A 25,033-nucleotide genomic window follows, 5' to 3' on the forward strand; every position below is an offset into this window, starting at 1 on the left:
GCGCTCCGGCCGCAGCACCTCTCATTTCGGTGTTGACTGATACTTATACACGCTTACGGCTCAATACCCCATACGAGGGAACCGCTGTTGTACAGCGTTACTTTGTTCCAGTCAGCGAACGACGACTTCGTTCCATCGAACGAGTAGTCATTGCTTTCCGAGAAATTCGTCCAGTCCGACTTCGCAATACGAACTTGGATATCGCCTGTTTGACCACCTGCAGCTATCGATCCAGCTGCCGAGCTGAACGACAGTTCCAGATAGGTGTCTGCCGTCGTCTTCGCTGGACTGATTGTGCCGAACACGCCGCTTACTGCGCTCGTGCCTACTTGTGCGTAATCCACCCAGTAGTTGAGCGATGCGCTAGTCGTATCTTTGGTCAGGTAATAACGCAGTTTCAGGTTGCTGAGGCTTACTGCTGTCGTACCTGTGTTCTTAATGTTAAACGTTGCGTAGATTTGGTTGTCATTCGCATTGGCGTTGCTCAGCTTGTATTGAACAACGAGGCTGCTAGTCGTCGTGCTGCCAACTGGCGTTGCACTTGCGACTGACGAATTCGCTGATTCGCCTGCACTATTCACTGCGCTGACAACATAGTAGTACGTTGTGCCGTTCGTCAGGCCCGTGTCCGTATACGTCGTGCCCGTTACGCCTGTAGCGATTGTCGTGAAAGTGCCGCCGCTCGTCGTCGAACGTTTCACATTGTAGCTTGTTGCGCCTGTCGACGCTGTCCATGCCAACACCACTTGCGCATTGCCTGCCGTTGCCGTCAGACCCGTTGGTGCTGCTGGTACCGTTACTGGTGCAACTGGCGTTGCGCTTGTTTGTGCGGAGTTGGAAGACTCTCCCGCACTGTTCACCGCGCTAACAACATAGTAGTACGTCGTGCCATTCGTCAGGCCCGTGTTCGTGTACGTCGTACCCGTAACACCCGTTGCTACCGTAGTGTAAGGGCCGCCGCTTGTCGTTGCACGTTTCACGTTATAGCTTGTTGCACCTGTAGATGCTGTCCATGCCAACACCACTTGTGCGTTGCCTGCCGTTGCCGTCAGGCCTGTCGGCGCTGCCGGAACTGCGACTGGTGCAACCGGTGTTGCACTTGCTTGTGTGGAGTTCGATGATTCACCGACACTGTTCACTGCGCTTACGACGTAATAGTACGTCGTGCCGTTCGTCAGTCCCGTATTCGTATACGTTGTGCCCGTTACACCTGTTGCTACCGTCGTGTAAGGACCGCCGCTCGTTGTTGCACGTTTCACGTTGTAGCTCGTTGCGCCTGTCGACGCTGTCCACGACAGCACCACTTGCGCATTGCCCGCCGTTGCCGTCAGACCTGTTGGCGCTGCCGGAACGGTTGCCGGAGCTACCGGCGTTGCACTAACTTGCGAAGAGTTGGACGATTCGCCTGCGCTGTTCACAGCACTAACAACGTAGTAGTACGTCGTGCCATTCGTCAGACCTGTGTTCGTGTACGTCGTACCCGTCACGCCCGTTGCTACCGTCGTGTACGCGCCGCCGCTTGTCGTTGCACGTTTTACGTTGTAGCTCGTTGCGCCCGTCGATGCCGTCCACGACAGCACCACTTGTGCATTGCCTGCCGTTGCCGTCAGACCTGTTGGCGCTGCCGGAACTGCTGCCGGTGCTGCCGGCGTTGCACTTGCTTGCGAAGAGTTCGACGATTCGCCAGCGCTGTTCACTGCGCTAACGACATAATAGTAAGTCGTGCCGTTCGTCAGACCCGTGTTCGTGTACGAAGTGCCCGTCACGCCTGTCGCTACTGTCGTGTACGTGCCGCCGCTCGTCGTCGCACGTTTCACATTATAGCTCGTTGCGCCCGTCGAAGCTGCCCATGACAGTACGACTTGTGCATTGCCTGCCGTTGCCGTCAGGCTAGCAGGTGCTGCAGGCGTCGTAACCGTCGTCGAATAAGGAATGGCAGGGTAAGCGTTCGTTACCAGTTCAACGAACTGCGTGTGGAACCAATGGCCCGATACTGGAGCGTTAGCCAGCGCGCCCGTTGGCTTGCCGCTTGCGGCGATATACGTCGGATCGCACATTCTATCAAAACCTTTGCCTTCGTCGTTCGGGATGAGCGAGCTGGATCCGTCGGATTCGCCCGGCGGCTTCGCCCATACTAGCGCATCGATATGCGAGGATGCATAAGCTGCAGGCGCCACCGTCGGTGCTTCGCCCATGCCGGCTCCAGCTGGGTTACACCAGTTGCCGCGGTGGTAACGGCGGTCGATACGACCGGAATCCGCATAATCGTTTACCGTCGAACCGCTGGCAATCGTTGGACGGTTCGGTCCGCCCCAGCCATTGCGGGATGTGTCCACGAGGAAGCCGATCGTCGTCGGCCAGCCTTTTGCTACGAAACCGGAATAAAGCGCTGCTGTAAAATCCGCTTCATCGAAATACGGATTCCATTCATAGTAAGAGGCCGATCTCAGCGGGCTTCCGCCGACTTGAAGATCCGGGTTCGGCAGATTCGGTTCAACGAGCGGCGTCGTATTCGCCGTGTTCGTAATGAAGCCGTCAACGCTTGCTTTGCCAGCTATCGTGCCGTTGACGACCGTCGTGATCAGGTCGATGGCAGGACCGCGGTTAGAATCCCATCCAAGCCAGCCGGAATGTCCGAGATCCATGTACGTGTACACGTTCGGAATGGCATGCAGCTTATCCAGCGCATAGCGTGTAGCATCCACATAGATGCCGGAAGAATTCGCTGCTGCGCAGTTCGCATCGCTCAGGTTCGTAACGAGGTTCGGAAGCGAATCCGGCTCGATGATCGTCACGACGCGAATGCCCGCATATTTGGATTTGGAAAGGACGCTTGCAATGGCATCGATGTACTGCGTTTTGTACGTTGCAAGACCTGCTGCCGTCAACGGCAGCTCGCCGTTGGATGCGAGCGCTTTGCAATCGCGGCCCGGCAAATCATAGATGATGAATTGAACGGTAATCGGCGTGTTGCCTTGCTTCGCCGCGAGCACGTTATCCATCGTCTGCTCAAGGCTGAGGCGTCCGCCGTTAGCTGCGCCGCCTTGGATCGCAGCGATACGGTCGAGCCAGATCGCCGTCGGGTACGTTTTGATCTTTTCCATCTTAGCCTTCAATACAGGGTCTGTTACTTGCGCAATCGAGGTATCAACCAATGCCGCATAGTCTGGGTTCACGTATTGCGTAGCCCCTACGTACGGGTTGTCGACATGCGTCTCCGGCGTTGCCGATGCTGAAGGAGTTGCGCTCACCTGCGCCGAGTTCGCCGACTCGCCTGCACTGTTCACTGCACTGACTACATAGTAGTAGGTCGTGCCATTCGTCAGGCTCGCATTCACATAGCTCGTCGCGGTTACGCCCGTTGCAAGCGTCGTGTAAGGACCGCCGCTCGTCGTCGAACGTTTCACGTTATAGCTCGTTGCGCCTGTCGATGCTGTCCAACTGAGCGTCACTTGCGAGTCGCCTGCCGATGCGGTCAGACCAGTTGGCGCAGCTGGAACCGTTACGGTTGAAGTTGCCGATGGCGTCGCGCTGGCTTGCGCGGAGTTAGCAGATTCACCGTAGCTGTTCACAGCACTGACGACATAATAGTAAGTCGTGCCGTTCGTCAGGCCCGTATTCGTGTACGTTGTGCCTGTCACGCCCGTTGCTACTGTCGTATAAGGTCCGCCGCTCGTCGTCGAGCGTTTCACGTTGTAGCTCGTTGCACCGCTCGAAGCTGCCCAAGACAGCGTCGTTTGTGCGTTGCCTGCAACAGCCGTCAAGCTCGCAGGAGCCGATGGAGCTGCAGCAACAACCGTTTGAGGAATAGCTGGGTATGCGTTCGTTACCAGTTCTACGAATTGCGAATGGAACCAGTGGCCGGATACTGGTGCGTTAGCCAGCGCGCCGGTTGGCTTGCCGTTTGCGCTGATGTACGTAGGGTCGCACATTCTGTCGAAGCCTTTGCCTTCATCGTTCGGAATGAGCGAGCTCGATCCGTCGGATTCGCCCGGCGGCTTCACCCATACTAGCGCGTCGATATGCGAGGATGCATATGCCGCAGGCGCTACTGTAGGCGCTTCGCCCATGCCGGCACCCGCTGGGTTGCACCAGTTGCCGCGATGGTAACGGCGGTCGATGCGGCCGGAATCCGCATAGTCGCTTACCGTCGAGCCGCTTGCTACGCTCGGACGGTTCGGTCCGCCCCAGCCGTTGCGGGACGTGTCCACAAGGAAGCCGATCGAAGCCGGCCAGCCTTTGGCAACAAATCCGGTGTAAAGCGCCGCAGTGAAGTCCGCTTCATCGAAATATGGATTCCATTCATAATAAGAGGCCGATCTCAGCGGACTTCCGCCGACTTGAAGATCCGGATTCGGCAGATTCGGTTCGACGAGCGGAGTCGTGTTCGCCGTGTTCGTAATGAAGCCGTCCACGCTTGCCTTGCCAGCAACCGTGCCGTTAACGACCGTCGTGATCAGGTCGATGGCTGGACCACGGTTCGAATCCCATCCCAGCCAGCCAGAGTGGCCAAGATCCATGTACGTGTACACGTTCGGAATCGCATGCAGCTTATCCAACGCATAACGCGTAGCATCCACATAGATGCCGGAAGAATTCGCAGCTGCGCAATTGGCATCGCTCAGGTTCGTCACGAGATTCGGCAGCGAGTCCGGCTCGATGATCGTCACGATCCGAATGCCTTCGTATTTGGATTTGGAGAGAACGCTTGCGATGGCATCGATGTATTGCGTTTTATACGTTGCAAGACCTGCTGCCGTCAGCGGCAGCTCGCCGTTGGATGCGAGTGCTTTACAATCGCGGCCTGGCAAATCATAGATGACGAATTGAACAACGATCGGCGTGCTGCCTTGCTTCGCAGCAAGCACGTTATCCATCGTCTGCTCGAGGCTAAGGCGTCCGCCGTTAGCCGCGCCGCCTTGAATCGCAGCGATGCGATCGAGCCAGATTGCCGTCGGATACGATTTAACCGTTTCCATTTTGGCCTTCAACACAGGGTCTGTTACTTGTGCAATAGAAGTATTGATCAGAGCCGCGTAATCGGGATTGATGTACTGCGTCGCACCCACATAAGGGTTGTCAACGTGAGCTTCAACAGCAGCGCTTGTCGTTGCCGCTCCGAAAGTAACGAACACGTTGAATACGACAGCGAACATGAGAAGCATCTTCGCGGTGCGTTTCGTTATTGCCTTGAACAAGTCGTGTCACTCCTTCTTCGACTGTAATATGGATGAGAGGAAGGAACCCGGGCGATGCGATCATTCGGGTTCCTTGCACTCTTGTTCCTGCCCTTCGTACTCTGCATACTGCGATTAGGTTAGCGTATCTGCCTTACGGCTCAATACCCCATGCAAGCGAACCGCTGTTGTACAGCGTCACTTTGTTCCAGTCCGCGAACGACGACTTCGTTCCATCAAACGAATAGTCATTGCTCTCGGAGAAGTTCGACCAATCGGACTTCGCGATACGGACTTGGATCTCGCCCGATTGGCCGCCTGCTGCGATCGAGCCTGCTGCCGAGCTGAACGACAGCTCCAAGTACGTGTCAGCCGTCGTCTTCGCCGGGCTGATCGTGCCGAACGCGCCGCTTACTGCGCTCGTGCCTACTTGCGCGTAGTCCACCCAGTAGTTCAGCGATGCGCTCGTCGTATCTTTGGTCAGGTAGTAGCGCAGTTTCAGGTTGTTTAAGCTCACTGCTGTCGTACCCGTATTCTTAATGTTGAATGTTGCATAAATTTGGTTGTCATCGGCATTATTGTTGCTCAGTTTGTATTGAACAACGAGGCTGCTGGTTGTCGTGCTGCCAGCCGGCGTTGCGCTAGCAACCGGCGAGTTGCCGGATTCGCCTGCGCTGTTCACTGCCGTTACGACATAGTAGTACGTCGTACCGTTCGTCAAGCCCGTATCCGTGTACGTCGTACCCGTTACGCCTGTAGCAATCGTCGTGAACGCACCGCCGCTTGTCGTTGAACGCTTCACGTTGTAACTCGTTGCGCCCGTCGTTGCGCTCCAGTTCAGAGCCACCTGTGCATTGCCTGCCGTTGCCGTCAACGTCGTAGGCGCTGCCGGAATCGTAACCGGCGCCGCTGGCGTTGCGCTTACTTGCGTCGAGTTCGTCGATTCGCCGGCACTGTTCACCGCACTAACGACGTAGTAGTACGTCGTACCGTTCGTCAGGCCCGTGTTCGTGTACGTCGTGCCTGTCACGCCTGTTGCTACCGTCGTGTATGGACCGCCGCTCGTCGTTGCGCGTTTCACATTGTAGCTCGTCGCGCCCGTCGATGCTGTCCACGTCAACGCCGCTTGTGCATTGCCTGCCGTTGCAACAAGACCTGTCGGTGCTGTCGGTGCTGTAATAGGCGCCGCTGGCGTAGCGCTTACTTGCGTCGAGTTCGTCGATTCACCAGCGCTGTTCACTGCGCTGACGACATAGTAGTACGTTGTACCGTTCGTCAATCCTGTGTTCGTGTATGTCGTGCCTGCTACGCCTGTTGCTACTGTCGTGTATGGACCGCCGCTCGTCGTTGCGCGCTTCACATTGTAGCTCGTTGCACCTGTCGATGCCGTCCACGTCAATGCCACTTGCGCATTGCCTGCCGTTGCAACAAGACCTGTTGGCGCTGCCGGTGCCGTAACAGGCGCCGCTGGCGTTGCGCTTACTTGCGTCGAGTTCGTCGATTCACCAGCGCTGTTCACTGCGCTGACGACGTAGTAGTACGTCGTACCGTTCGTCAATCCTGTGTTCGTGTACGTCGTGCCTGCAACCCCTGTTGCGATTGTCGTATATGGCCCGCCGCTTGTCGTTGCGCGTTTCACGTTGTAGCTTGTTGCGCCCGTCGATGCCGTCCACGTCAGCACCGCTTGCGCGTTGCCAGCCGTTGCTGTCAGACCCGCAGGCGCTGCTGGAGCAGTTACCGCCGCAGCCGGCGTTGCGCTTGCTTGTGTCGAATTCGTCGATTCGCCAGCGGTGTTCACTGCGCTGACAACGTAATAGTACGTCGTGCCGTTCGTCAGGCCTGTGTTCGTGTACGTCGTGCCCGTCACGCCTGTTGCTACCGTCGTGTAAGGACCGCCGCTCGTCGTCGCACGTTTCACGTTGTAGCTCGTTGCGCCGCTCGATGCCGTCCACGACAGCGTCGCTTGCGCATTGCCTGCGGTAGCAGCCAATGCAGTAGGCGCTGCAGGTGCCGTCGTTGCTGCGGAGCTGTTGATCAGGCGGTCATACTCTGCGTATGCCGTCGCAACGTCAACCTGCGCCCAGAAGCGGTGATACGTGAACGTCGGCGTGCCATTTTCCCATTTCTTCGTCGTTGTATTGTAAGAAGTGTTGTACAAGTTCGAGAGATACGACCACATCGGATCCTGCGTGATCTTCGGACGTTGGTCGACATAGCTGATGTATGTGCCGTTGCCGCCTTTGGCCGGATCGGAAGCAATGCCGTTCGTGCCTGGAAGCGTTGCCCCTTGGCCGTTCTTGCCGGACCAAGCAGAAGGAATATAGGTTTCTTTCGTAAAGAAGCGGAAGTAGTCCGAGCGCTGCTCCGGTTTTACGATACCTTTGCCGTCGTTGAAGCTCCAGATCGTATCAAGCAGCGTTTTGGCCGTCGTTTTCGCTTGGTTGCCAAGCGTCGAGTAAGCGCCGGTATCCGCTTTCGTGGCCGCCGCATAGAACGATAGCGCTTTAATGTAGCTGCCGAGTACGCCTACGTCTTGGGTTGGATCCTTCGTAACCGTCTTATACGTTGGATTGCCTGTGTACGTGGAATAACCATTCCAAGTATCTGGCTGACCGGACCATTCAAGCGTTCCCGGGATGTAGAACTCGCCTGGCGCCGACGTCGTTGCGATCGCCGGATTTGCGCCGCCAAGAACTTTTTGACCAGCGGCATTCAAATAGTAACCGTTTGCATCCGTAACCGGCTTCTGGTTAACGAACGTATAGTCGAGAGCATAGTCCACCCATCTGTCCATGATGTGTTTCGCCATTTGGTAGTTCGTGCTCGTATGGTCGCCGCTCGATGAGAGAATGTAGTACATCTCGGCGACGCGCTCGATCGGCCATGCTTGGAAGCCGAACCATTGGTTCGAATCGGGATCATGATACACCGGCGCTTGTTGGTAAGCCATGCCGTAGAACGTGCTGGTGCCAGAAGGATATGCGGAGTAGTCGCCGTTCCAGCTGTTCGTTGCGCCTCCGCCGATTGCGCCTTCGCTTGATTGCAGCCATGTATAGAACTCAAGCTGACGCTGGAGCGAAGTATTCCAATCCGTTTGGGCCGTAGGCGATGCTGGGATCAGGCCGCCTGCGGTCGTCGACAATGCGTATGCTGCGACCGGGTTCTGGTACGCTTGGTGCGCATGGCTTGCACCGATGCGCCATGCCCAGTTGCCGCTGCCGTTGTCGCCAAGGCCGCCTCCCCATGACGTATACCAGGCCATCAGGTACATGCTTGCATCTTTGCCGGTACCGGGCGTTGGGTTGCCCGTGGAGGAGCTGCCGATTTTCTCGAAATATTTGTCATACATGTCGTAACGGAGATAGTCGCCCATCTTCTTCGCTTTGTTCAAGTACGTCGCATTGTTGTAGCCGAGCTGCTTCGCCCAATACATAACTTGAACGGCGCGGGCATCAGCGTCCGATGCGTTCGTATAACGCCATTGCTTGGAAGGCGCCGAGCTTTCCTTCGTAAATAACGACATGAAGCCTTCGCCCGGCTTGCCGAACGTTTGATTGTCTTGCGATGGGTGCGTGACTGCTTCGAATACCGACTCCTGCTCGCCGCGTTGGAACGTATTCACGTACGTAGCCGTGTGGGATGGATTCAGCAGGTTGCCGTAGCCATACCAGTTATCAACGTCGATCAACCAGTGCATCAGGTACGTCTGATTGTTGCCGTATGTGGATTTGAGCTCAGCATCGAGCGGGTCTTTGCCCGGGGACTTGCTGTTGCCGAGCACAACTGGATATTGATCCGGGAAAGGCTTCTCTGGCGCATAGGTTGCCGGGCTGTTCGGATTGTAGTAGCTCATCGTCGGCTGCTCTTCTTTGCCGTCGCCCTCATTGACTGGGATAATGTACTTCTCCATGTTGTCCCAAGCCTTCTCGAGATGCGTCCAATCGCCTGTGTAGTAGCCGTATAATGTCTCCAGCCACAGCCAGTAGCTGTAAGCCTCGGACGTGCTCATATGGCCATAGTCCGGCGCTTCGCTAAGTAGCGTTTCAATGGCATGATAAGGAATGCCTTCGGGGGAGAAGTAACCATTCGTCGGGCTAGTCAATTGATTGTACAGCTGAATGAAACGTTGTCCCTCAACGGTCGTTGCCGCCGCTTCCACTTTCTTCGGTGCAACGTTCAAAGTGCCCACGCCAGTCGAAAGCGACAGCGCCGCACCCAGAACGATTGCCAGACCCTTGCGGGTGGCCGGTCTAAACATTGCCAATTTCCTCCTTCTAATGAATAAAAATATATCGCACGGACCAAGCGCCTCTCTGTAGGCGCCCAGCCCGTCTGCGAACGATAAATCATGAATCCATTCAACTCGAGCTTGTTACGGTTTAAGGCTCAATGCCCCATACGAGCGTTCCGCTCTGATAAAGCGTCACTTTGTTCCAATCCGCGAACGCGGATTTCGTGCCATCGAACGAGTAGTCGTTGTTCTCATCGAAATTCGTCCAATCCGATTTCGCGATGCGGATCTGAATATCGCCGGTTTGACCACCCGGCGCGATAGAGCCTGCCGCGCTGCTGAACGCCAGCTCCAGATACGAATCCGCCGTTGTTTTCGCTGGGCTGACCGATCCGAATACGCCGCTGACCGCGCTCGAGCCGACCTGTGCATAATCGGTCCAGAAGCTGAGCGATGCGCTGGTCGAATCCTTCGTCAAATAGTAGCGCAGCTTCAGGCTGCTTAAGCTGACAGCCGAAGTGCCTGTATTCTTAATGTTGAAAGTCGCGTAGATCATATTGTCGGAAGCGTTCGCGTTGTTCAGCTTGTATTGAACGACAAGGCTGCTTGTCGGCGTCGTGCCGCCTCCTGTCGGTACTGCGCTTGCAACGGCCGAGTTCGCTGACTCGCCGGCACTATTCACGCTGCTTACCACGTAGTAGTAAGTCGTACCGTTCGTCAGGCCCGCCGTGTCCGTGTACGTTGTACCCGTCACGCCTGTGGCAATCGTCGTGAAGGCGCCGCCGCTAACCGCTGCCCGCTTCACGTTGTAGCTCGTCGCTCCGCTGGATGCCGTCCAGCTCAGTGCAACTTGCGCATTGCCTGCTGTCGCAGTCAGCGATGCCGGTGCCGCTGGCACTGTAATCGGTGCTGTTGGCACTGCGCTCGTTTGCGCCGAGTTCACAGATTCGCCAGCGCTATTAACAGCGCTTACAACGTAATAGTAGGTCGTGCCGTTCGTCAGGCCCGTATTCGTATAGGACAAGCCTGTGACACCCGTGGCCACCGTCGTGTAAGGGCCGCCGCTTACGCTGCCACGCTTCACGTTGTAGCTCGTTGCGCCTGTAGACGCAGACCAGCTAACAACCACCTGCGCATTACCTGGTACAGCAGTAAGTGAAGTTGGCACGGAAGGTACGCTTACGATTACCTGCGGCGTTGCACTCGCTTGTGCGGAATTCGCGGATTCGCCGGCACTATTAACAGCGCTTACAACGTAATAGTACGTCGTGCCGTTCGTCAGGCCCGTGTTCGTATAGGACAAGCCTGTGACACCCGTTGCTACCGTCGTATATGGACCGCCACTCGTCGTCGCCCGCTTCACGTTGTAGCTCGTTGCACCACTGGATGCCGTCCAGCTAAGGACTGCTTGCGCGCTGCCTGCGGTCGCAGTAAGCGATGCCGGTGCAGCAGGTGCCGTTGCCGGCGCAGCGGTCGGTTCTTGACCGAACACTTTCACGCCTGCATCATAGACCGGCATGAAAGATGTCTTCGCCGTCGTCTGAGTAACGAGACCTGCATAGGAGTAGTCGTTCGTCGGATCCCAAGCTCCTTGCGGTCCTGTAATCCTGAACTGCACTTCCTTCTTGTAATAAGGCTGACCGCCTGGATAAATCTTCGTTCCCGTGAAATCCACATTCACATAATAGATGTGCTTCGCAGCGTCGTACGGCAGCACTTGCGATACCGTCGCGCCTTGATTGTAGTTCGTTATGACGCTCAGGTTCGCTGCGGTATAACCCGCGTTGTACACCTCGCTCAAGTCCATGAAATACTTGAACGACAGCTTATCGCCCATCCGTGCCGGCCAGCCGGAACGGTTGTTCAACAGCGCTTTGATTTCCGTGAAATTCGATCCCGCTTGGTTGATCGCCGATTCCACGAACATCTCATCGGTTCTCGTCTCTGCCGCAGGGAAATTCGCGAGCGGCTGTTGTCCCGCCCCGTAGAGCAGTTTCATCTTCGCGAGCGATGCTGTGAAGCCCGCATTATAATCGGTTGCCACTTCATTGCTGACATAATCGGAGACCGAATCGGTATAACCATCCGTTGCATTCGGTCCGCCTACCAGCGCGCCGTACAGCACATGCCGATGGTTAACCGGATCAAGCATGCTGTCCGCCCATGAGCTGTGCGAGGTCCGATGATGCGGATGCTGGGGCGGGTTAGCGCCATAGCCGACCACGTAGCTTCGATTCGACGGGTTGTCGCCGAGCGCGTAATTGATCTGCTTCGTTGCAAAATCAACATAACGAGCTTTCTTCGTCGCATCCGTTACAAAATCCGAGTAAACGAACGCAAGGAACGCGGCATTCGATGCGTAACGCAGCGAGCCCCAAGAATCGAGCCAAGCAAGGCCGCCCGGCGTATAAGTGATTCGTTGTCCGCCCGTGCCGACAGTCCAATAATCCAAGTTTTTCTCGGTCTGCGTGATCCATGTCGCAGCCTCCGGCCGTCCTAGCTGCGTTAACGTACGAGCAAGCAGCAACGAGGAGCCATATGAAACGTCATCCCAGCCGATCGTCCATTTGAAGCCCAATTGACCGGATTGATCTCTTCCCCAGCCGCTGGTCGCTTGCAGCGCTTTATCCAGATACGTCTGATCGTTCGTAGCCAGATAGAGCCAGATGCCGCCCCATGTCAGCTCGTCATAATAACCGCTCCATGAGTTGTAGAATTGCTGAGCATCCTTAATGCAATCCGAATATTTGCCGCGATACGTATCCGCAAAGTTATACAGCTGCTTTGCATGCGTCAGCAGCTTCGCTGAATACGCCGAATCCGTGCTGGCGAACACGATGGAGGATGCCGCAAGCGCCGCCGCTGTCTCTCCCGCCAAGTCGGAGCCTGGGCAGGTCGCGGTTATTTTGTACGACTTGCGTTCCATCTGCATCACTTCGGCCGGCCCCCACCATTGGTGGTCGATTCCGCCTGTGCCGACTTGGCCATACAGCTCATTCGGTGCGGTATGCGCCTTGATAAAGTAATCATCCACCCAGCGCAGATTGTCGAGAATCGCACTTAATTGTCCCGATTGTACGTACCCATCGCGATACTCGTATACCGACCATGCAAGCATGGATGCCGAGAACGCCATAGGCAGACCGAACTTCACGTGATCGCCAGCGTCATACCAGCCGCCCGTCAGGTCTACGCCGTTATCGGCCCCGTCCGTTAAGCCGGAATCGCCCCGCCACTCTACTCGGTTATTCGAGGGCAGCTTACCCGAACGCTGCGCCTCATAGAAATAAATCGCTTTCTGCAACGCTTCGGCATAATTGTAATTGCCTGCTGCGCTCGCATGTTGAATCGGTCCGCCCAGTGGTGAACCGACAAGCAATAAACATGCCGTTAGCGTGTACGCAAGAAGCTTTCCAGCCCATTGTCGCGTACGTCTCATTAAGGTTCTCCCTCTCCTTCGCTGTTTGAAATTGCAAGTATCTCGTTGTGTCCCTGCTTCCTCCTTTCTTCGACGATTCGCTGCCGTTAATGGCGGTAATACCAATTTATAACATCGATACTAGTCGGACTAGCAAATATCATGACTTCTTAGCTGTCACTTTGATGACCTTCCCCTTTCACAAAATGACAACAAACAAGTTGAAATGTATCCTCTCTTCTAAAAATGAAAAGTGCCAAGCGCGCGTACGCTCGCCCGACACTTTACTTTTGAGAACCATTTCGCATCAGATTGGCTTAGAATTTGGCGCCTATATCGGTACCCGATGGCGTACCTGCGCTCTTCAGATCACTGCCTGTTGCGAGCTTCAAGAAGTTGCCGACGACCGGCGCGCCATTCGCCGCCCGCGTAACACTCGCCGTCAAACTGACGAAATCGGCTGAGCTGGCTACGAGACCTTTGGCATTCGTCGAAGCATTGTTTTTCCACCACACGTTCGTGCTGGACACGTCCGTACCGCTCGTTTTGTCGCTCGAACCGCCTTGGAAACTCAAGTTGTTCGTGAATTTATGAGTACCTGTATCGAATGCAAAATTACTTCCGCCGTTGTTGTACGACGTATTGTTCGTCAGCGTAATCGAGCCCGGATTGCTGTTATAAGTAAATCCGTGCTTCTTGTTGCTGTATGCAATGCTGTTAATGACGATGTGGTTGACCGCTATGCTCTCGCCTCCAAGCTTGAAGCCGTTGCCATCGCTGTTCGTCGTGCTCGTGCCATTCGAGGTCTGGCCGTTATGATGAGCAATGCTGTTGCGGATCGTAACCGGACCAATCGCACCTGTATCCGACTTCGTGTACAAATCCCAGCCGTCATCGACGTTGTACGCTGAGATACAGCCATCAAACACGTTGCCAGGTCCAACCGTCAGCTTCGCTGCGAAGCCGTCTGCATCTTCCCCGTTATCCGGATCGTAGTTGTCGTGGGAGTAGGAATTGATGATTTCGTTGTATTTCGGCCAATCTGCAAAGCCGACGGACGAGTTATAGCGACCAAGCTGAAGACCCGTATCACGGTTGTGGTCCGTCTCTACATTCTCGAGCCGGTTGTAATTGCCGCCGACATAGATCCCGTTATCGCCAGCGCCCGTTACACGAATGTCTTTTACGAGCCAGTAGTGACCGAACACTTGCAGGCCGCGCTGCGAGGAATCGAAGGATTCACCGGAGAAATCAAGCACCGGCTTCTCGCCGTTGTAAGCTGCAATTTGTTTGCGGGAGCTCGTCGAAGCACCGCTGTTATCGCGCTCGATCGTCAGCGGCGAGTAGTAGCTGTACGTACCGCCTCGGAGGTAAATCGTCTTGCTTGCGGCAATCTTCGTTAATGCCGCTGCCAGTGTCGTTGGCTGGCTGAGCGTGCCTGGATTGCTAGCTGAGCCGTTCGGCGCAACGATGAGATCGCCTGCTGCCGGTGTCGTTGTGCCAGTTCCTGTACCAGGATCTGTCGGTGTTGAGCCGGAACCGGACAGGTCCGAGACGACGATATCGTCATATTTCGTTGCCGTCTTGAAGGCGACAAGCCCCACGGCACCATTCGTTAGAGACGAATCGGTAGCCGACAACTGGAGGACGCCGTTGACGAACATTTTGATCGAGCTGCCGTTCATCTCCAGCTTGATCGTATACCAGGTCCCTGCGGACAGCGCGTAGGATTTGGATGTGAGCGTCGTACTGGAACCGCTTACTTTTTTGCGCAGCTCCAGTGTTCCGCCGTTGCTATTATCGAACGATGCTGCATAGTAGTTGTTGCCGTCTGTGTAGCGTCCTGCCAGGTAGATCCGATTGGAGCCGTTAAAGCTGTCGACCTTGATCCGCGACTGCACGCTGTAGTTGGTCCACGATGCACTGCCGCCTGATGTCCGACCTTCCGAGGTCGAGGATTGGTAATACGAATAATTGCCGTTGTCCTGCACGACCGACCATGTACCCGTCGTTGGCGTCCAGCCATTCGCATTGCCGTCATCGAAGTTGTCGGTGAACAAATCCGCTGCCTGAACCGATCCTCCAGTCCACATCCCTACCGCCATGACTGCCGCCAGCAGTCCTCCACCTATTCGTTTGTTCAATCGCTTCGTCATTATTACGCCTCCTTCTTGGTTAACGCAATGATCGTTCATTCGCAGCCAGCTTTCATTGTGAATAGAATAAAGCAGGCATGATACTCATCATGACACCTGTCATGTCTCCTGAATGCCAGCTGCACGTTTGGTTCTGCTTGCGAATCTTAAGTGCTGCTCCTCCTTTCATGTGGGCTAATATTGAGCACTTGCTGTCAGCCCCCCTGCCGACATCTGTATCATAACAGCATGGCTTTGCATTACTGCAATAATCATGTGCTCACATTCGCAGCAGGGCGAGTGGCAGCAAGGGTTTGCGTTAATGTTTAATGCTGCTTATTATCTTAATCTCAGGTCAGAAACAAGTGCCCATTTTGCCCGGTACATCGCACCATCCGTTCGTCTATTTCATAAGATAAGTTGACTGTATCCCTTAACCTTGTTAAACCATACAAACCCGAGCAAGGAGGGGTGACACTTGAAGGGCAGCGACCACAAGAGCAAATTTTTGTTGACACATCGTGAACGTGAGGTATTCGAGCTGTTGGTACAGGACAAAACAACAAGAGATATTGCTCAGCAACTGTTTATCAGCGAGAAAACCGTGCGTAATCATATTTCAAACGTAATGCAGAAATTGAACGTCAAAGGTCGTTCACAGGCAGTTGTCGAGCTGATCAAGCTTGGGGAGTTACAGATCTAATCATCGTTGATCTTATAGATCCTGATTCGTTATGGAATCGGCCTTCATGTTTGTGTTTCTGTTATGGAGACATGAATGTGGAGGTTTTTTTGATGCAAAAAATCCCCGCGCAACGAGTCCAAACGGACCCGCTGTGCGGGGATCAATACTTAGTACCAATTACTTATAATTACTCCAGTGAAGCTTATGGTGTTGCGGGTGTTGCAGTCGCTTCAGCAATCAGGGCTTTGACTTCATTCTCCGACAGCACGCGGTCAAACACTTGAAGCTCGTCGATACTGCCTTTTAATGGTTCATCCCAGTAGTTAACGCCGACTGCGAACAGTGCGTTATCCGTCTTAAATACGTTCGGGAAGTTCGTGCCCGTGTACTTGGCAACGCCATCAACATAAACGGTAGCCGTTCCGTTGTTGACCGTGAAGGTCAAGTTGACCCATTGGTTGGTTGGAATTTGAACAGCGGTCGATGCATCATACCAGCCTGTGCCCAAGTTCGAGCCCGACCAAAGCATGGTTGGATTTCCTGCTAGACCGCCGCGCGGCAGCATGCTGATCCATGAGTTTTCCGTTGCAGCTCCGAAGAAGCTAGTCGAGTACGCTTTACCTTGCTGCAAATTGATAAAGAATGAAACGGAATAGGTGTTGCCAGAAATTAAACCATCCTGCAGACGAATACCGGAAGTTCCATCGAACACCGCTGCTTGACTCGATGCACCAACACCAGTACCGTAACTAATCGTTCCGCCTGTGTTGTTTGCTCGATTTCCTGTTATAGTACCTGCGCCATAACCAGTCGAATCCTGCAAATCACCTTCAAACTTATAATGTGCAATGGCACCTTCCGTTACATAGAGCGTGTATGACGCCGTCTTATCGCTGCCGTCCGTTGCTGTTGCAGTAATCGTTGTCGTACCAGCAGTCAAGCCCGTTACACGACCCGAAGCGTCAACTGCTGCTACTGTCGAATCCGACGATGTCCAATTCAGCGTTTGATTACCAGCGAATTTCGGCGATATACTCATCGTCTGCGGAGCAAATGTATTGCCTACTGATACCCGTTTCTCCGTAAAGCCAAGATTGATCGAGTCAACCTTCACTGATTCATCGAACACCATATCTCTAACTTCTTTGGAAGACAGTACACCTTCATATATGCGAAGATCGTCGATCAGGCCTTTGAATGGATCATCCCAGAAGTTCACTCCAAGTCCGATGAAGCCATTGCTAGTTGTGAATACGTTAGGGAGACCCGATCTAGAAACCTTCTTAACTCCGTTCACATACAACGTTGCAACACCATTCTCGACCGAAAGAGCGATATGGCTCCATTCGCCGCTTGAAACTGTAGTTCCAGACTGATAGTCGTAATATTGTCCGCCGTTAGTATTATCATGAGCCCATAAGAAAGTACCGCCCCAACCTTGTGGCAGCAAGCTTATCCAATTGTCCCCATCCGTTCCGCCAAAGAAGGCCGGTGTTGCTCCAGAGACAACTTCGTGCGGTTTCACCCAGAACGAAACCGAATAGCTATTGCCTTGAATCAATCCATCGGGCAGACGAACGCCGGAACTGCCATCGAACTGAGCTGCAGTGCCATCGATTCTACCTGCCCCGTACGAAATTGTTCCGCCTGTATTATTGATGCGATTTCCGGTAATTGTTCCAGATGCGTTTGTAATATCGTCTTTCAGGTTATTCTCGAAATTATAATTCGCCTTTAAAGTAGCGATCGCCATCGGCTTAACTGTTACCGTAACCGTCTTAGTAACCGTCGTCGAGCCTTTCGTTACGGTTGCAGTCAGTTCGACAACGCCAGCTGGCTCGTTCGATTCCGGACGAGTTACAGCGCCAGTTGCGGACACCACACTAGCATTAGATGTCTGCCAAGTGATTGACGTATGACGTGTGCCAACCAGCGGAAGCTTCAAGTCAGACACAACATTGGTCAAATCCCCGAGGTCGGAAACGACACCGTTCACTACGTCGTCCACAACCTGCTGCTCCGTCTCATCCTGCAGCTTGCTGCCCCAGATCGTGATGCCTTTGTCAGACATTGCCGTGAACGTCAGCACAGTCCGCTCCGACGTACCGTCCCATTCGCGTACGAATACGCCTTTGTACGTCGCACCGCCAACTGTAATCTCCGCCTCGTTGTCGCCCGTCAGACTCCAAGTGCCTTGTGCGTCACTTGTTACCGTGTGATCAGCATTCAATTGAATGAATGTTGAAACCGTCGGTTTATTCGATTTGGTCGTTGTGCTGCCATGATTAATGAACTTATATTCACCAGCAATCTCTTGCTCTGTTACTTGCCCTAACTTCTCGCCCGTATAACGATATGGCGATACGATCGGCCAGTTGTCTTCGTTCAAGAACATCTGATGAACGCGAACCTCATGCCCCTCGCCTTGGTTCGGGAATCGAGCGTGGAAGATCAGGAAGTATTGGCCCGTCTTCTCGTCAATGTAGAGGGAGTTATGGCCTGGCGATAGGTATCCAATGCCATTGCCCGTACCAGGATCACCCGGAAGGCGCTCGAACAAGTAGTTGCCCATCATTTTGTTACCGTAGTCATCATTAATGGCGCTTGAATCCGGCATAACTGCAGTGTTGCCTTGCGCGTCAAGGAATGGACCTGTTGGCGAAGTCGAACGGAACAACCGCATGTTGTAGCCGCCATCCGAACCTAAACCACCATAAGTCACTGTCAGGAAGTAGTACCCCGTGCTCTTGTCATATACAACAAACGGACCTTCTCCTGATTGGAAGTAACCGCCCGCAATCTTCGTACCGAAATAACGGTCAATCATGCGGCCATCTTCGGTCTTGCCATCTGCACCTGGATAGATCGCTTCGCCTGTCGCTTTATCAATCTCGAGCGCGAAGATACCGCCAGACCAGGAGCCATACACCATCCACAGCTTGCCTTCCGTATCATAGTACAGCGCGGGATCGATAGCGTTCGGGTACAGGTCGTTATTATACGAGCCATTCGAGTTGAACCAGCCGTTATTCTCGCTTGCCAGCACTTTATCTGTAATAAGCTCATCGATGTTCGTATTCGTCCATTTCTTATTGACTGTGCTGTCCTTATCCTTCGCATCATCCTTCGTGAATCCAGAGTACATAATCGTATCCACGTACTTATACGGACCTTCAATATTTTGCGAAACAGCGTAGCCGATTGCCGAACGAATGTACGTCGAAGATGTGCAGTAGTACATGACATAAGCACCTTTGCTGCCATCCTCGTTCACGTAGTCCTTATTATAGAACGTAAACGGCGCCCATACCGAGAAGCCGCCCTTGCTATCTGCATCGTTCTCGCCAGCCCAAGCGAAAGAGCCTGCCAAGTTCTCTGACAGATTGCCGAACAGAACGTTATTCGGTGTCGTATAGCCGTTCGTGAAACGCGTCCAGTTCATCAGGTCGCTCGACTTGGCTGCCTCGATATGCGAACCGAATACGTAGAACTCGCCTGAATCCTTATCGACTGCGATCGAAGGGTCATGAACGGATACGTTCGTAAATGCTGGCTTCGTTACCGTGACACCCGAACCGCCAGTGCTGCCCGTATTGCCTGTATTATTTGTACCATTCTGGAATACAAGCTGTGCAGCTGCCTTCGGATCAGATGCGGTTACTTTGCCGGTGCCTTTGACTTGAATGCTGCCATCTACCTTGATGACAACTTCTTTCACTTCGCCCTTCTCGTCGACGTTAAGAACAGCTTGCTGCTGAAGAACCAGGTTATTAATAATGCCTGCGAGCAATTGGAGCTCTGGCGTCGTGAGTGCACGTACGTCTACTTGATCAAATTGACCTTCCAACTTAACCGTTGCGCCTGCAGACATCTTCTGGTCCAAAATAACCGATGCGAAGCCTTTGCCAGCCGCATCGTTCTCTTCAACCAGCTTCGCGCCGGAAATAACGAATGTTTGCTCGACCGTCGTATCGCCTTTCGTCACGACGCGGATCTGGCCGTTCTTTTTATCGATAATAATCGTCTTGATCGTTGAATCGCTCAGCTTAATGCTGTTGACGCCGCCGCCGTTAATATGTACTTGGCCTTTGACTGTAACGCGGTTAAGGTCAACGTCTCCTTCACCAACGCCTGCGGTCAGATACAGATCGCCTTCGATTACGGTATCCTCGAGCACAACGCCAGGTTGGCTAATGACCATGTTGCGTGTTGTCAAATCCGCATACGTTCCGGCTGCATTCACAATCTCGCCCGACAGGTTATTCATCATGCGAATCGCCTCAGCGCGCGTAATGGACTTGTCGCCGCCAAACGTTCCGTCTGGGTAACCGTTTACATATCCGCCGTTAACAAGCGTTTCGACAGCTTCCTTGCTCCATGCCGGCAGCGATGCAACATCGGTCAGCGACGTCGCTGCTGTTGATGCAGCCAGTTCAAAAGCTCTGTACAGCATGACCGCCGCTTCTTTGCGGCTGATTGGAGAATTCGGATGAACCGATCCATCGCTATAGCCTTGGATAATACCCGCAGCGACAGCCTTCTCGAATGCTTGATACGAATAATCCGTTGCTTTGAGATCAGTGAACGAAACGGAAGATTTGTCTACCAAATTAAATACACGGTCAAGCAATACAACAAACTCAGCCCGCGTAATGGCTTGGTTCGGCTTGAAAGTCCCATCGGCATATCCATTCAGCAAATGCTTATTGAACCATGTTGCAAAATCCTGCTCCGCCCAATGGCCGGCAACGTCCGAACCTAGCGCTGCGCTAGTGTTGGCTGCTGTTGGATTTGCATTGGCAGATGTGACTACCGGACTAATATCGCTGGCGAAAGCGCTGGTCGGCAAGAGCATCGACGCCGTCAGCAGCATGGCTAGTTTACGTTTCATCGATTGATTCACGATTGGTTAATACCTCCTAATAGGTGGTTGCTGTGAAGTGGTGCGGTAACCTATAACCTGCAATCGAGATCATAGTGTGCTGCTCTCATCACCTCCCGGTCATAATAACGCTTACAATAGTAAATGAAGGCGCATACAAACTGAGGATATTAACAATATTATTACTTAATTAACCAACATTCAAGCTATTTTTATTAATAAATATATTAATCTGAATATGAAGGACTTTGTCGATAAATGCGTTAGGTTTGCACAAATATAAAAAGCCTCAGCGCATCACGCGCCAAGGCTCTTCGTTATCCAGAAATCCCCATTACAGTAGGGTTTTTAGAATGGGAACTTACGCTCTTCCTTCTGAACGGAAATCCATTTGGACGTTGTAAATTGTTCGAATCCGATCTCGCCGTGGTAGCGGCCAATGCCGGAAGCTTTCTCTCCACCGAACGGTGCATTCATATCCATGTTAATCATGGTGTCGTTTACATGCGTCATACCGCTCTCGATCGCGGAAGCGAATGTCATGGCGCGGTCGAGGTCGTTGGAGAATACAGCGCTGGACAGACCGTATTCCGTATCGTTCGCGATTGCCAACGCTTATTCATCCGTATCGAACGGAACGATCGTTGCAATCGGTCCAAAAATCTCTGTGCCCGCAAGCTTCGACTTCGGATCCAATGCCTCGACCATCGTAATGATGATCGAGGCTTGTTCATTTTCAAGAAACGTTCAGGTTCGTTTTATGAAGCTTAAAGGTTCATTTAAGACTCGATTAAGGTTCAGCCGTCATGATGAAGACACAAACAAATCCCGTGAACAAGCAATGAACAAACGGGCAGAGGAGGAAATAATCATGATGAATGATAACCATAACAATAAAGATAACGAGTGGATCGAAACGCGGCAGGCAGAGGACGGCACGTACATCGCGACGTTCGGAAGAGGCGCTAGAGCAGCTCAACCAATGGCAAGTGAAGATCAGACAAGCCCGCCAAGACGCCGCTCCATGCTTCCATTGGCAACTGCTTTCCTAGCAGGCGTACTTACGATAGGCGGATTCATGTATGCCGCTGATCAGAACAGCTGGTTCAGCAATAAGGCAGTCGTACAAACAACGGCATCGGCTTCACAGTCAACAGCAGGTCAAGGCGCAGGTATTACAACAGCTTCTGCTTCGGTATCGAATCAAGTGGAGACTGGCAATATCTCGTCGATCTACAGTGCAGCAAGCCCTGCGGTCGTCAAAATCGAGACGTTCGTCCAGCAGCAACAGCAGCAAGGAATGCGGACGAGAGGCGGCATCTGGTTCGAGCCGGGCACTAACGGCGGCTATATGCCGAATGACTCGCAAAGCGGACAAAGTGGTCAGAGCAGCCAAGATACGCAGAGCGGTAATCTCCAAGCACTTGGTACCGGCACAGGCTTCATCGTGGATGGCTCCGGCTACATTATGACGAACCAGCACGTCATCGCAGATGCAGACGAAATTCAAGTTACGCTGCAGGGTGAAGAAACGCCGTATACCGCCAAGGTTGTCGGAACGCGTGAAGATCTGGATGTCGCGATTCTGAAAATCGAGCGTACGAATGGCGGCACCTTCCCAACCGTCTCGTTCGGCGACTCGAACGCAGCCAATATCGGCGATATGGTCGTCGCAATCGGCAACCCGTATGGCTTCGACCAGACGCTTACGGTTGGTGTGCTGAGTGCGAAGGAACGTCCAATCCAAATTCAAGACGGCAGCACGGTTCGCAGCTATGAGCATCTGCTGCAAACAGATGCTTCGATCAACCCAGGCAACTCGGGTGGACCGCTCTTGAATGCGAATGGTGAAGTCATCGGCATGAATACGGCTGGCGAGACGGAAGCACAAGGCATTGGATTCGCTATCCCATCCTCGACGATGCTCGATGTATTCAAGGAACTTGTCAATTCGAAAACTAGCGTAAATATGTAATGAACGATATGGCGGTTGGGCACAATGTCGATAACGGCATCAGGGGCGTGTAAATCGCGATACGAATCGAAAATCACCCCGCTGCGATCGATGCAGCGGGGTGATTTTGCATATTTTGCATATAAAGAGAAAGAATGATTGATGATGCCTTTATTTATCGGCGAGTGTCGACCTTCACAGGGAAGATGCGATCGACCATCGCATTAAACTCGGCGATGAAGCCTTGGATCGGATGGCCGGCTTTCACGTCGTCCCAATAACCATTCATTCGGTCTACAAAGTCCGGGTTAGCCGAGATATATACATGATCGATGCCTGGCGCCATTCGTTTCACTTCAGCTGCGATGCTGCTCTTCACTTGCTCGGTCAGCTGCATATCGGCATTAGCTGCCTCGCCGCCGCTGCGTACATGATACAAGCTGCCATTATTGTTGTTCGTGCTATATGTGCCATAACGCGGTGCGCCCGTCACACCTATTCCCGTCGCATTGGGAACGCTGTTCATACCGCTTGCACCTTTGTAGGCATGTTTCTTATTGCTGAGCCCCATCACACGATAACCAAGTTGACCTGTGCGGTCGACATCGGTATTGTTCATCATTGTGCCATTGAAAGAAGCCCCTGGCGAAGGTGTCGATGGAAGCGGTTTGCTGCCGTATCCATTGCTCGTCATTCCAAGGCTTGAGCGCTGCATCGTATTCGATCCGCCAGGACTTACGCCATCATGAAGCGTTACAGCCACATATGCATTATGGTTGGTGAGCATAACCTTGGCACTCTTGACGAGATTCTTCGATGCCAGACTGTCCGCGATATTTTGGCTCATTTCCAAGCGGTAATTATCATGAATGCCGACGATGTTGTTGCTGTTCTGACGCAGACCATGAATCCGATTCATTTCGTTCATCTGATCGTTCGCGAACCGTTTGCTTACAATCTGGTTACCCATCATATCGTAACGAACGCTTTGCTGCTCAACGGGATGACGGTTGCCAAGGTCACCTTGATTCGCCGCACAGCCAGCAAGCATCGTACCGAGCGCGACAGAGGCGGCAATCATTTTGAACTTCTGCTGCATCGTACTCCTCCATTCCGATATCGAAATATGAACAGCGTGTCTTTCGCATTTATGGTGCGTCGCCAGCGGTTCGCGTATGCTAGTAGCCGTCTGGATTAATGGGGAGCGCATAACCATGGAGATTGTTGAACACAATGAGAAAACCTCAATCGAAACCAAGCATCTCCACAGAGCAAGAGTACAAAGCATGTCCAATCGGGACATACTACTGATAAACCACTCTGAGCTTGAAGCATGACCGAGTACGATCGCATTAATGCGCGAACTTTACGCCTTGCGGATGCACTTGCTATTGTTAGCGTTGTGCCCAAAAATACATGGCAGTTCGCTCTCTACACGAGAAGTGGAGTTGACGACATTTGACAGCAGCTCTACTGAAAACAATGGTTGTGACAGTGCTTATTGGGCTTAATTTGCACCCTTCTGAACGCTAACAGTTGCGAGAGAAGATTATTAGTCTGTTTTCTATCCAAATGTCACTTTCCAGCACCAATAGCCTTGCTCGCAACCGTTATAATTTTGCACACCTCCTTTTAACGAAATAGACACGATAGCAGCCTTTACATCCGAATCTAGTTGCGATCGCATGCCAAAGTCGTTGATACAGATGCAAATCGCAACTTATTATGTCCCCCGCTTGCTTCAGTGAAACCCCATTTCGAAGACAGAAACGCCCAACAACCGCGTAATTGCTATTTTTTTATTTCCCCACTTGACGGGTAGGAATTATTGGATTATTATCAACTCAAGATGTTTCAACGTTCATTATTTTAGCGTTGAAGGAATTGCATATCGCCGATTGGATAACCAAAGGCCCCAACGACTCCCGTTTGTAACGGGATGATGTTGCGGTCTTTTTTGTGGTACCTGCACAGCAATGGTCCAAAGAAAGGAGCGCAAAGTGAGCATCGAATGGTCACAGCTAGAAGAAATCGATTGGCTGTTCCGGCGAATGGTCCGGAAATTCGTGAAGGAACGCGACAAAGTTACAGTTGAAGGAATTGCGCTCCCAGGCCTCCTCATTCTAAACAAAGTGATGCGAGACGGAGAACAGAAGCTTGGCGATCTAGCCGAAGAACTTGATTTAACGTCCGGTGCCATAACGGCACTGTGCGACAAGCTGGAGAAGAACGGTTTTGCCGTGAGGCGCCGATTAGAGGCAGATCGCAGAACGGTCATGCTTGACATCACGAATGAAGGACGAAATATGCTGGCGCGCAACCGCAGTGTTGGTCTGCAATGTATTACGCTCCTGTTCGGGAGCTTTACCGCACAGGAGCTGGAATCACAGAAGGCTGCTTTCACGCAGATCACCGGCAATCTCGAGCAATACGCCGACAACATCATGAAGCTGGTGAAGCACAATGCGGAGCAGCCGCCCAGCAGCCTACCGGCTCGCGAGATACCGCAGGCTAAGAGCAATTTCTTGAGCTATTAATCTTTCATTCCAAC

The 25,033-nt window shown here is 53.0% G+C and carries 10 protein-coding genes; 3 read left to right on the plus strand and 7 right to left on the minus strand.

Annotated features, from left to right (window positions below; translation table 11 throughout):
• Window positions 1–53: 53 nt before the first annotated feature.
• From H8B09_RS13785 to H8B09_RS31260, 4 genes are all read right to left on the minus strand, one after another.
• Window positions 54–5,156 (minus strand): glycoside hydrolase family 6 protein, encoded by a 5,103-nt coding sequence (locus H8B09_RS13785; protein ID WP_441343348.1) that lies wholly within the window; start codon window positions 5,154–5,156, stop codon window positions 54–56.
• A 175-nt stretch (window positions 5,157–5,331) separates the two neighbouring features.
• Window positions 5,332–9,435 carry a glycoside hydrolase family 48 protein gene (locus H8B09_RS13795; protein WP_224753588.1) on the minus strand — a complete coding sequence of 1,368 codons (4,104 nt, stop codon included), beginning with the start codon at window positions 9,433–9,435 and terminating at the stop codon, window positions 5,332–5,334.
• Window positions 9,436–9,556: 121 nt separating this feature from the next.
• Window positions 9,557–12,847 (minus strand): glycoside hydrolase family 9 protein, encoded by a 3,291-nt coding sequence (locus tag H8B09_RS13800; protein WP_191204102.1) that lies wholly within the window; start codon window positions 12,845–12,847, stop codon window positions 9,557–9,559.
• A gap of 296 nt (window positions 12,848–13,143) precedes the next feature.
• The gene (locus tag H8B09_RS31260; RefSeq protein WP_397376067.1) at window positions 13,144–15,021 is read right to left on the minus strand and encodes a right-handed parallel beta-helix repeat-containing protein; all 1,878 of its coding nucleotides are present in this window, start codon (window positions 15,019–15,021) and stop codon (window positions 13,144–13,146) included.
• Window positions 15,022–15,439: 418 nt separating this feature from the next.
• Here H8B09_RS31260 and H8B09_RS13810 point away from each other — a divergent pair, with 418 nt between their 5' ends.
• A complete protein-coding gene (locus tag H8B09_RS13810) occupies window positions 15,440–15,664 on the plus strand; it encodes a helix-turn-helix domain-containing protein (RefSeq protein WP_006040330.1) in 225 nt (74 codons plus the stop codon).
• A gap of 184 nt (window positions 15,665–15,848) precedes the next feature.
• Here H8B09_RS13810 and H8B09_RS31375 read toward each other — a convergent pair whose 3' ends face one another.
• Together H8B09_RS31375 and H8B09_RS13820 are read right to left on the minus strand one after the other, a co-directional pair.
• Window positions 15,849–20,549 carry a LamG-like jellyroll fold domain-containing protein gene (locus H8B09_RS31375; protein WP_191204104.1) on the minus strand — a complete coding sequence of 1,567 codons (4,701 nt, stop codon included), beginning with the start codon at window positions 20,547–20,549 and terminating at the stop codon, window positions 15,849–15,851.
• Window positions 20,550–20,876: 327 nt separating this feature from the next.
• Window positions 20,877–21,140 carry an aldehyde dehydrogenase family protein gene (locus tag H8B09_RS13820; RefSeq protein ID WP_224753589.1) on the minus strand — a complete coding sequence of 88 codons (264 nt, stop codon included), beginning with the start codon at window positions 21,138–21,140 and terminating at the stop codon, window positions 20,877–20,879.
• Between the two features lie 259 nt (window positions 21,141–21,399).
• Here H8B09_RS13820 and H8B09_RS13825 point away from each other — a divergent pair, with 259 nt between their 5' ends.
• Window positions 21,400–22,503: a S1C family serine protease gene (locus tag H8B09_RS13825; RefSeq protein WP_191204105.1), complete on the plus strand. Its 1,104-nt coding sequence runs from the start codon at window positions 21,400–21,402 to the stop codon at window positions 22,501–22,503.
• A gap of 154 nt (window positions 22,504–22,657) precedes the next feature.
• Here H8B09_RS13825 and H8B09_RS13830 read toward each other — a convergent pair whose 3' ends face one another.
• Window positions 22,658–23,581, minus strand: coding sequence for a YhcN/YlaJ family sporulation lipoprotein (locus H8B09_RS13830; protein WP_191204106.1), 924 nt, complete (start codon window positions 23,579–23,581; stop codon window positions 22,658–22,660).
• Between the two features lie 952 nt (window positions 23,582–24,533).
• On the opposite strand from H8B09_RS13830, the gene H8B09_RS13835 reads away from it, so the two are divergent.
• Window positions 24,534–25,019 carry a MarR family winged helix-turn-helix transcriptional regulator gene (locus tag H8B09_RS13835; RefSeq protein ID WP_397376073.1) on the plus strand — a complete coding sequence of 162 codons (486 nt, stop codon included), beginning with the start codon at window positions 24,534–24,536 and terminating at the stop codon, window positions 25,017–25,019.
• Window positions 25,020–25,033 lie beyond the last annotated feature (14 nt).

The sequence above is a fragment of the Paenibacillus terricola genome (assembly GCF_014779765.1).
Taxonomy (GTDB): Bacteria; Bacillota; Bacilli; order Paenibacillales; family Paenibacillaceae; genus Paenibacillus_T; species Paenibacillus_T terricola.

Bases quoted from the DNA above. Each gene is read 5' to 3' on its own strand.
- H8B09_RS13785 (WP_441343348.1), bottom strand. From the start codon at position 5,156: ATGTTCGCTGTCGTATTCAACGTGTTCGTTACTTTCGGAGCGGCAACG.
- H8B09_RS13795 (WP_224753588.1), bottom strand. From the start codon at position 9,435: ATGTTTAGACCGGCCACCCGCAAGGGTCTGGCAATCGTTCTGGGTGCG.
- H8B09_RS13800 (WP_191204102.1), bottom strand. From the start codon at position 12,847: ATGAGACGTACGCGACAATGGGCTGGAAAGCTTCTTGCGTACACGCTA.
- H8B09_RS31260 (WP_397376067.1), bottom strand. From the start codon at position 15,021: ATGAACGATCATTGCGTTAACCAAGAAGGAGGCGTAATAATGACGAAG.
- H8B09_RS13825 (WP_191204105.1), top strand. From the start codon at position 21,400: ATGATGAATGATAACCATAACAATAAAGATAACGAGTGGATCGAAACG.
- H8B09_RS13830 (WP_191204106.1), bottom strand. From the start codon at position 23,581: ATGCAGCAGAAGTTCAAAATGATTGCCGCCTCTGTCGCGCTCGGTACG.
- H8B09_RS13835 (WP_397376073.1), top strand. From the start codon at position 24,534: ATGGTCCGGAAATTCGTGAAGGAACGCGACAAAGTTACAGTTGAAGGA.